This window comes from Plasticicumulans sp., from assembly GCF_035331805.1.
In the GTDB taxonomy this organism is placed as follows: domain Bacteria; phylum Pseudomonadota; class Gammaproteobacteria; order Competibacterales; family Competibacteraceae; genus Plasticicumulans.
Window position 1 is genome coordinate 1 of the sequence record NZ_DAOLKE010000220.1, and the last position, 5,967, is coordinate 5,967.

5 protein-coding genes are annotated in these 5,967 nt (G+C 66.4%); all 5 read right to left on the reverse strand.

Annotated elements, in window-relative coordinates; translation table 11 throughout:
- Window positions 1-434 precede the first annotated feature (434 nt).
- The 5 genes from PKE44_RS13720 to PKE44_RS13740 all read right to left on the reverse strand — a co-directional run bounded on the left by PKE44_RS13720 (window position 435) and on the right by PKE44_RS13740 (window position 5,761).
- Window positions 435-1,697, reverse strand: coding sequence for a PEP-CTERM sorting domain-containing protein (locus PKE44_RS13720; protein WP_324552134.1), 1,263 nt, complete (start codon window positions 1,695-1,697; stop codon window positions 435-437).
- Between the two features lie 191 nt (window positions 1,698-1,888).
- Complete coding sequence (locus tag PKE44_RS13725; RefSeq protein WP_324552136.1) at window positions 1,889-2,167, reverse strand: hypothetical protein; 279 nt, start codon at window positions 2,165-2,167, stop codon at window positions 1,889-1,891.
- Window positions 2,168-2,246: 79 nt separating this feature from the next.
- Entirely contained in the window at window positions 2,247-3,266 is a 1,020-nt protein-coding gene (locus PKE44_RS13730; protein WP_324552138.1) for an arginine N-succinyltransferase, read from the reverse strand.
- Window positions 3,257-4,513, reverse strand: coding sequence for a hydrolase (locus PKE44_RS13735; RefSeq protein ID WP_324552140.1), 1,257 nt, complete (start codon window positions 4,511-4,513; stop codon window positions 3,257-3,259). Before PKE44_RS13735 ends, PKE44_RS13730 begins: the two co-directional genes overlap by 10 nt.
- Before the next feature lie 6 nt (window positions 4,514-4,519).
- On the reverse strand, window positions 4,520-5,761 hold the full coding sequence (locus tag PKE44_RS13740) for an aspartate aminotransferase family protein (protein ID WP_324552142.1): 1,242 nt from the start codon (window positions 5,759-5,761) through the stop codon (window positions 4,520-4,522).
- Window positions 5,762-5,967: the final 206 nt, after the last annotated feature.

Below are 5,967 nucleotides of genomic sequence, written 5' to 3' on the forward strand. Positions count from 1 at the left end.
CGCAAGCCTCCGGCAGGCAAGTGCAAGCCTTGCGCATGGGTCGATGCCTGCCGCACGAAGGAATCGCCCGTGCCGCGCCAGGGTCTGCAAGGCTCGCGCATGGGTCCGCAAGGCTCACGGCAGGCATCCGCAAGCCAGAAAGCCTTGCAGATGCCTGCGCGGGACGTGCGGATGCATGAACGGGATGGGTCGATGCGTGGCAGGCGTGGTGGAGGCAGGGCTGCGGGCCGGGGATCGGGATGAGCCGGTGACGTTCTGGCGGTTGAGAGGGCATCCCGGAGCGGGGACGTCACCTGACGCCGGCGCGCCAGCCGGCTTGTGGAGTTGCCCCGTTTCCGCACGCGCAGGCGGAAACGGGGCAAAAAATGACCGGATCGACGGCCATGGAGTCAAGCGTGGGATGGATCATGGGTTCCCTGCGATGATGGCGAAGCTCATGCAGACTGGCAGGGAAGCCAACGGCGCCGATGTCGATACAGGCAGGCCAGCCCAAGACCCAGCAAGGCAATGCTGGTCGGTTCCGGTACAGGGGTTGTAATCGTGCTCGCCAACTTGAGTAGGAGCGGCTCGTTATGGCCGGTAATCTTGTTTTTTCCAACAACCGCAATATCACCAAGTTCGTTGATGTCATACACATCATTAATTATCCATTCGGAAGAGGGGCCTAATAATTTATTGAGATCGTACATTGTGCCATCGGTATAGATGAACGGGCTGATGCCGAATCCATTGGCAGCGCCGAGTTCAGACTGACCCAGTATCATCCCGGCGTCGTTGATCTTGTAGGCCCAGCTTTGTATGCCCCCCAGAGAGCCCAGTTCGATCAACTTGCCGTTGCTGTAGAGAACAGCGTGTAAGGCGCTGGAGTTGTACCTGGTGCTGACGCCGACGATCTGTCCGGCGTTGTTGATGTCATAAGCATCGGTTTCATTGCCACCCAGTGTGCCCAGGTCGATGGTCGAACCGTTGCTGTAGAGAAAGCTGTGCCATTTGGCGAATCCGCTTTCCTTGAAGTTGGCAATGACCTGTCCGGCATCGTTGATGTCGTAGGCGCTGATTTTATTGCTGTTCAAAGGCGCATCCAGATCGATCATGCTGCCGTTGCTGTTGAGAAAACTGCGGTACAACCCGTTTCCCAGGTTGATGTTGCCAATGATTTGTCCGTTTTCGTTGATGCGCCAGCCGGAGGTATTAAATCCGTTTATGGTTCCAAGGTCCGTCATTTGCCCGGCGCTGTAAACGTAGGCATGAAATTTGTTATCAGACGCCGTGAAAGCACCCGTCACCTGTCCGGCGTTATTGATGTCGAAAGCATACGTGTCGCTGCCTGGTGAGCCCAGATCAGTCATGTGGTTATCGCTATAGATGAATGCATGGTATGTATTACTGCCGGCCACCCAGCTCTGTCCGATAACCTGTCCGGAATCATTCAGGTCCACGGGGTAGCTCTCACCGCCACCCAGCGTTCCCAGATCGATCATTTTCCCATCGCTGTACAGAAAAGCGTGGTCCTCATTGTTGGACGTCCTGGAGCTGCCTGTTACCTGTCCGACATCGTTTATGGCGATCGGGTAGCCGTAATTGCCACCCAATGAACCCAGGGGAATCACATCATAATAAGGGGCAGCATGGACTGCGCTGGTAGTGGCAATCGAGGCAGCAAGCGTGGTGACACGGACAACACGGCGTGCAGACATGGCGAACTCCGTAAAAATAAGCTTCAGATAGGGATCAGGGAACCTCTGTGCAGTGCATCCATGAATATTCGACTTGCGTGTCGGTGTTTTTCCATTCTGGCGTGCAGGACGGATCAGGCGCGCTTTGTGTGGCACATCAGGATTTCTGGTTCTTGCCGCGCGCCGTAATCCGCCTTCCGCGTTGCGCAGGGTCAGATTTCAAGAACACGAACATCCTTGTCCCACTGCTTCAGCTCGCACCATTGCTCCGCAAACGTGATGACTTCCTGCAGGCTCTCCTGCGGGTGGGACGTGGTGTTGCAGTAGACGCTGCTTTCGACGCACAGCCAGTCGATTGCTTCCTCCCAGGCTTCGCAGTCAACGCCGACGACGGCAAACAAATCCGGCAGCGGCACGAGCGCATTTTTGAGCGCGACATCGTGATCCTGCGAGTAGGGGACGGTGGAGTGAAGCACTACGCATTTTGCCATGCTGATACCTGATGCCTGAATCAGGCCGGGTTGAGAAACGGTTCCGGCTGGAATTGCGAATGAATGGTCAGGGTCCGGCTCACAGTTCCGTGAACCGCACCGCTTCCCCGGGCGCCACGCCCAGCGCCTCGGCCGTTTCGGCATCGAGCACCACGCGCCCGTCATCGAGCGCGAGCAGCGGGGCGGCGCAGGCGCGGTAATCGGCGAGGCGGGTCGTGCCGATCATCTGCCGGGCGCCGGGCGGCACGCGGTCGACGACCCAGGCGATCTCGGCGAGGCGCGACTTGCGCACGCCGCGGATCTCGCTGCGCGGGCAGTGCAGCGTCGGGCCGGCGTCGAAGACATCGACGCAGCCTTCGAAGCGGAAGCCTTCGCGCAGCAGTAGTTCGTAGGCCGGGCGCGTCGCCGGGTGCGGCTGGCCGATCACCGCCTGCGCGTCGGATGGCAGCAGGCGGATGTAGATCGGGAACTTCGGCATCAGGTCGGCGATGAACTGGTACTTGCCGAGCGAGGACAGCCGGTCGGCCTTGATGAATTCCATGTCGAAGAAGTGCCGGCCGAGCCCGTCCCAGAACGGCGAGGCGCCGTCCTCGGCATGCACGCCGCGCATCTCGGCCATGACCAGATCGGCGAAACGCTCGCCGAACTGCGCGAGGAACAGGAAGCGGCTGCGCGACAGGAACTTGCCGTTCTGGTTGCCGCGCGCGTCGGGGCGCAGGAACAGGCTCGCGACCTCGGCGGCGCCGCGGTACTCGTTGACCATCATCAGCGTGTCGACTTCCTCGAAGTGATCCAGCTCCATCGAGGAATGCGCGAAGCGCACGATCTTGTACGAGTAGAACGGCCGGTGCAGGCCGACCGCGGCGAACAGCGCGCAGGTGCCGACGATGCGCCCGCTGGCGCGGTCCTCGGCGACGAACAGGTAGGTCTCGTCGCCGGGGGACTCGACCTCGCGCGCGAAGCTCGCGACCGAGCTTTCGATCTTGTGCTCGATGCGCTCCATCTCGGTCGGCAGGCTGGTCATGCCGGCGCCGGCGGCGATGCTCAGTTCGAGGAAGGCGCCGGCATCCTCCGGACGGATCGGGCGGATCAGCAGCATCGCGTCTCCCGGGCGAACAGGGTGCGGTCGAGTTCGCCGGCGGCCAGGCGCACGAGCAGCCGCGTCGCAAGACGGGCGCGTTCGGCGAGGCTGTCGACGATCAGAAATTCGTCCGGCGAATGGATGGCGCCGCCGCGCACGCCGAGCGTGTCGACGTTGGCGAGTCCGGCGGCGGCGAGGTTGTTGCCGTCACAGACACCGCCGGTATCGCGCGTGCCGAGTGTGAGCCCGAGCTGCGCGCCGGTGCCGGCGACGAAGTCGTGCAGCGCGCGCTGGCGGGCATCGAGCGGTTTCGGCGGGCGCGTGAAGCCGCCGGCGAGTTCGGCCGTGCAGCCGTGGCGCTCGTGGATGGCGGCGCAGAGCTGCTGCACGGCCGCGAACAGGCCGGCCTGCTGCGCCGGTTCGGCGAGGCGGACGTTGAAGCGCACGACGGCGAGATCGGGCACGACGTTGACGGCACCGCCGCCGTCGATCTTTGCCGGGTTGACGCTGATGCCCTGCGCCGGAGCGGCGAGCGCGGCGAGGCCGAGCACGCAGTCGGCGGCGGCGACGATGGCGTTGCGCCCGTCCTGCGGGTTGCGCCCGGCGTGCGCGGCGCGCCCGCGCAGCGTGACCGTGAAGTTGCCGCTGCCCTTGCGCGCGCCGGCGAGCGTGCCGTCGGGCAGCGCCGAGGGTTCGAACACCAGGCCGACATCGTGGCGGGCGGCCTCGGCGGCGAGCAGCGGCGCCGAGCCGGGCGAGCCGATCTCCTCGTCGGGGTTGAGCAGCACGGTCCAGCCGAGCGCCGCCTTCAGCGCTTGCGGCCCGGACTCGAAGGCTTCGAGGGCGGCCAGCATCACCGCCAGTCCGCCCTTTAGATCGGCGACGCCGGGGCCGTTCAGCGTGCCGTCGGCGTTCCAGCGCGGCTGCTGGAAGGCATCGGCGGCGCCGTAGACGGTGTCGTAGTGGCCGACCAGCAGCACCTGCCAGCGCGCCTCCGGGCGCACGCGCAGGCGCAGCGCCTGGCCGAGCGGGCGTTCGCGCAGCACGCCATCGGCGCCGATGATCTGCTGCGGCGCGAGCCTCAGCCGCTCGACCGGCGCCAGCCGGCCGAAGGCTCCGGCGAGCACCTCGGCCATGCGCGCGAGGCCTTCGAGGTGCTGGCTGCCGGAGTTGATCGCCGACCAGGCCAGCACCTGCGCGAGCATCTGCGGCTGCGCGGCGGCGGCGCGGTCGGCCAGCAGAGCCCCGGCGTCAGCGTCAGGCATCGGGGCTCAGCTCTGCGCCGGGGCCGGCAGGCGCGCGAAGGTCGTCGACAGCCGCGCGAGCGCGCTGTCGAGTTCCTCGTCGGTCAGCGTCAGCGGCGGCACGAAGCGCAGCACGTCCGGGCCGGCCTGCAGGATCAGCACGCCGTCCTCGCGCGCGAACTCGGTGATGTCGGTGGCCTTGCCCTGCCAGCGGCTGTTCAGCACCGCACCGATCATCAGGCCGCGGCCGCGGATCTCGCGGAACAGGTCGTGGCGCATGCCGAGTTCGTGCAGGCCGGCGCGCAGGCGCTCGGCCTGGCGCTGCACGCCGGCGAGGAAGCCGGCATCGCTGACGCGCGCGAGCACCGCCCGCGCCACCGCGCAGGCGAGCGGGTTGCCGCCGAAGGTCGAACCGTGCGTGCCGAAGCCGAGGACTTCCTCGACCTTCGGCGCCGCCAGCAGTGCGCCGATCGGCATGCCGCCGCCGAGCGCCTTCGCGAGCGTCAGCGCATCGGGGCGCACGCCGTCCCACTCGTGGCCGAACAGCTTGCCGGTGCGGCCGATGCCGCACTGCACCTCGTCGAAGATCAGCAGCGCGCCGACCTTGTCGCAGGCCGCGCGCAGCGCCGCGAGGAAGCCCGGCGCGGCCGGCAGCACGCCGCCTTCGCCCTGCACCGGCTCGACCAGCACCGCGCAGGTGTGGGCGTCGATCAGCTGCGTGGCGCCGGTCACGTCGTTGAACGGCCCGTAGACGAAGCCGCCGGGCAGCGGTTCGAAGCCTTCCTGGTACTTCGGCTGTGCGGTGGCGGTGACGGTCGCCAGCGTGCGGCCGTGGAAGGAGCCGTGGAAGGTCAGGATCCGGCGCTGCGACGGTGCCAGATGCTGCGTCGCGTAGCGGCGCGCGAGCTTGATCGCCGCTTCGTTGGCCTCGGCGCCGGAGTTGCAGAAGAACACCCGGCTCGCGAAGCCCGAGGCCGTGACCAGTTCCGCGGCGAGGCGGATCGCCGGCTCGGTGAAGTAGACGTTGCTGGTGTGCCAGAGCTTCTTCGCCTGCGCTTCGAGCGCGGCGAGCAGCGCCGGGTCCTGATGACCAAGGCAGTTGACGGCGATGCCGCCGCCGAGGTCGAGGTATTCGTTGCCGTCGAGGTCCCACAGACGCGCGCCCTGGCCGCGGTCGAGGATCATGTCGCGCGGTTTGTAGTTCGGGATGAAGAACTGCCGGCCGGTATCGACCAGCGCGCGGCTTTCGGGGGACAGCGGTTGCAGCATGACGGAGCACTCCTCGGGTTACGCCGGGCCGGTGACGGGTGGCCCGCTGCCTAGCGTATAGCGATGCGCCGCCGCACGCGCGCCCCGCGTGATGCGCCGCGGCAAACGCCGTGCACGAGCTGCACACGCCCACGAAAAAGGCCCCGGGATCACCGGGGCCTCTGGCCGGGGGCCGGGCGCGGCGATCAGCGCCGGCGCGCGCGCAG